Source organism: Protofrankia sp. Cas3, from assembly GCF_963555955.1.
Taxonomy (GTDB): Bacteria; Actinomycetota; Actinomycetes; order Frankiales; family Frankiaceae; genus Protofrankia.
Map to the genome: position 1 here is coordinate 1 of NZ_CAUVXP010000298.1, position 3,182 is coordinate 3,182.

Here is a 3,182-nt window from a genome sequence, read left to right on the forward strand (position 1 = left end):
GCCGACGGTCTTGAGGCTCTTGACGTCCTCGTCGGGGATCTTCACGCCGAATTTCTCCTCGGCCGCGACCACGACCTCGACCATGGACAGCGAGTCCACGTCGAGGTCGTCGATGAAGGTCTTGTCCGCGGTGGCGTCGGCCGGGTCGACCCCGGCGACCTCCTCGAGAATCGCGGCGAGTCCTGCCAGGATCTCGGACTGCGACATGTGCGCCTCCTTCTTGGTTTAGCCCGGTACGTCAGCGTGTCGGGCGGTGCTTTCGGGGAATCCTATGGGCAGCGGACGACCTGACCGCAGTAGGTCAGGCCGGCGCCGAAGCCGAACAGTAGAACAGGATCACCCGGCTGTAGTTCCCCACCGTCGAGGATCCGACTGAACGCGAGCGGGATGCTGGCGGCCGAGGTGTTGCCGGCATCAACCACGTCGCGGGCGATGACGGCGTTTGTGGCGCCGATACCGCTTACCAGCGCATCGATTATCCGGAGATTGGCCTGATGCGGGACGACAGCGGCGAGTTCGGCGGGTGTGAAACCGGCAAGTTCGCAGGCGCGCCGGATTGTCGGTGTCAACGCGAGGGCCCAACGGAACACCGTCTGACCTTCCATCCGAAACAGGTTGTCACCATACCCCGGAACGCGAATGGCACCCGCCTTCCCGCCGTCATGGCCCCACACGGCCGGCCCGATGTCCCGCGTCGCGGCGGGTCCGACGACCGCTGCACCCGCACCGTCGGCGAGCAGGATGCAGGTCGTGCGGTCGTCCCAGTCGGTGTAGTCCGACAGCCGTTCGGCCGCGACGACCATGACGTGTCTGGCGCTGCCGGCCCGAACCATGTCCGACGCCATCGACAAGGCGTATGAGAAGCCGGCGCAACCGGCGTTGAGGTCGAGGGCGCCCGCCCGCACAGCGCCGAGGCGGTGGGCGATCTGTGGCCCGGAGCCAGGGATCTGGGACGGATTCGTGCAGGTCGCGAGCAGCACCATGTCGAGGTCGGCGGCGTCGATGCCGGCCGCGGCCAGTGCCTTCTCCGCGGCCATGCTCCCCATTGAGACGATGGTCTCGTCGGCGTCGGCGATGCGTCGGGTGGCGATACCGGTCCGCGTGCGCACCCACTCGTCCGACGTCGCGACCCGGTTGGCAAGATCGTCGTTGGTCACCACCCGGGCGGGACGGTATGTCCCCAGCCCCATCAGCCGGGACCCGGTCATCGCAGCGCTCCGACGAGTCCGGTGTCCGTCTCCCCGACAGCTGTGCCGGCCCGATCGGTACCGGCCTGATCGGTACCGGCCCGATCGGTGTCGGCCGGCGGGCCACCGTACTCGGCGACCAGCTCCCGGGCGGCGGGCAGGTCGTCGGGGGTCTTGACGGCGACGACCCGTACGCCGGGGAACTCCCTTTTGGCGATTCCCGCCAACGTGCCGGCGGGCGGGAGCTCCAGGACGGCGGTCACCCCGAGATCACGAAGCTGTGCCAGACACAGGTCCCACCGGACCGGGGCTGCCACCTGGTCCACCAGCCGGGCGACCAGGTCCGGCCCGGTGCGGATGACGGCGCCATCCGCGTTGGACACCTGCGGTAGCCCGGGTGTCCGCGGGCGCAGACCCGCTGCGATCATCGCGAGGCGCTCGCGGGCAGGCTCCATGAAGTGGGTGTGAAAAGCACCGGCAACCGACAGTGACCGCAGTCGGGTCCGGGGCGGCGGGCGCTCGGCGAGGGTGGCCAGCGCCTCGACCGTGCCGGCAGCCACGATCTGGCCCGCACCGTTGCGGTTCGCGGCGGTCAGGCCGAGTTGCTCAAGATGGTCGATGACGAGGTCGGGCTCGCCGCCGAGGACAGCGGTCATGCCGGTGGCGACACGCCCTGCGGCCTGCGCCATCGCGCGTCCGCGCAGCGCGACGAACACGAGCGCGCTTTCGGCGTCCAGCGTGCCGGCCAGGACGCAAGCCGTGATTTCACCCACGCTGTGGCCGGCGACGACGATATGTCCCGGGTTGATCGCAGGCAGCTGTTCGGCGGCGACCAGACCGGTCGCGACGATCAGTGGCTGGGCAAGCGCCGTGTCTCGGATTGTGTCCGCGGATGCGTGGCAGCCGACGTCGACAAGGTCGATTCCGACCGCCTCGGACCACCATCGCAATCGTGTTTCAACCCCGCCGATCTCGAGCCAGGGTTGCAGTTGACCTGGAGTCTGGGCACCTTGACCGGGCGCGAGGATAGCGAGCACCGGACTACCTAACCCTTCCCAGCCGGTGTCTGTCGCTGGCGGGCACTCACCGTTGTGCCGGCGCCTCATTGTGGGTTCTCTACAAGACGATCCGGTCGTCGCACATGTTTGTTCCGCATCTACCTGCTGGAGCGGAATCTTGTGACACGGGCGACAATCGGCGGTAACACGGCCCGTGTGAGTGCCTGTTTTTGATCTTCTGGCCGGCTTCCCGAGCCCGCAGCCCCGGCCACACAAGTGATCATTCCGGCGGTCAGGTGGCGGTGAGTCGACCCAGGATGAGAGCGACGTGCAGGGTGAACCGTTCGCGGTGGTCTGTCGGATCAAGCCCGCACACGTCGGCCGCCTTACGAAGCCGGTAACGGACCGTGTTGGGATGCAGGTAGAGCGCGCGCGCCGTGGCCTCCAGCGAGGCGCCGAAGTCGAGGTAGGCACCGGCCGTCGCCAGCAGCGGCGCTCCGGCTTCGCGCAGCGGAATGTAGACCTCATCCACCAGCGCACGGCGTGCGCCGGTATCGCCGGCCAGGGCACGTTCGGGCAGGAGCGCCTGCGCCGTCACCGGCCGGGGCGCGGCCGGCCAGGCCGCGACCACGTCGGCGGCGGCCAGCGCCGCGTGCGCAGAGGATGCGGCGGCGGCCAGATCGGCGGCGACCGGGCCGATGACGACCGGACCCGGTCCACATGCGGGCAGCAGGGCTTCGGCGGCATTGAGCAGGGCGCGCTGGGCCTGGCCGCCGCCGCGGACCGACCGCGACGCCTGGTCGCCGGCGAAGTCGCCACCGACTATGACCACCAGGCGTTCGTGGTGGACACCGGTGAGCACCTCCAGCCCCGCTCCGCGTCCGAGACGGTGGACCTCGTCGACGACGACCTCGGGGGAGTGGTCCGGGGCGTCCCCGATGATCACTGCGACCGCCGGCGGGTTGCGCCATCCCAGCGCCGCCGCGCGCGAGGGCAG

Annotated in this window: 4 protein-coding genes; all 4 read right to left on the bottom strand. The window is 69.6% G+C overall.

Features of this window, described 5'->3' with window-relative positions; translation table 11 throughout:
* Positions 1–207, bottom strand: a 207-nt coding sequence (locus U9983_RS27380; RefSeq protein ID WP_322750506.1) for an acyl carrier protein, incomplete at its 3' end; no start/stop codon positions are given.
* 62 nt (positions 208–269) lie between these two features.
* The gene (locus U9983_RS27385) at positions 270–1,208 is read right to left on the bottom strand and encodes a beta-ketoacyl-ACP synthase 3 (protein WP_322756777.1); all 939 of its coding nucleotides are present in this window, start codon (positions 1,206–1,208) and stop codon (positions 270–272) included.
* Positions 1,205–2,224, bottom strand: coding sequence for an ACP S-malonyltransferase (locus tag U9983_RS27390; protein ID WP_322756778.1), 1,020 nt, complete (start codon positions 2,222–2,224; stop codon positions 1,205–1,207). Before U9983_RS27390 ends, U9983_RS27385 begins: the two co-directional genes overlap by 4 nt.
* A gap of 253 nt (positions 2,225–2,477) precedes the next feature.
* Positions 2,478–3,182 (bottom strand): helix-turn-helix domain-containing protein (locus U9983_RS27395; RefSeq protein ID WP_322756779.1); only part of this gene is annotated, 705 nt, incomplete at its 5' end.

Excerpts from the sequence above, each read along its gene's own strand:
- U9983_RS27385 (WP_322756777.1), bottom strand. The coding sequence starts at position 1,208 with ATGACCGGGTCCCGGCTGATGGGGCTGGGGACATACCGTCCCGCCCGG.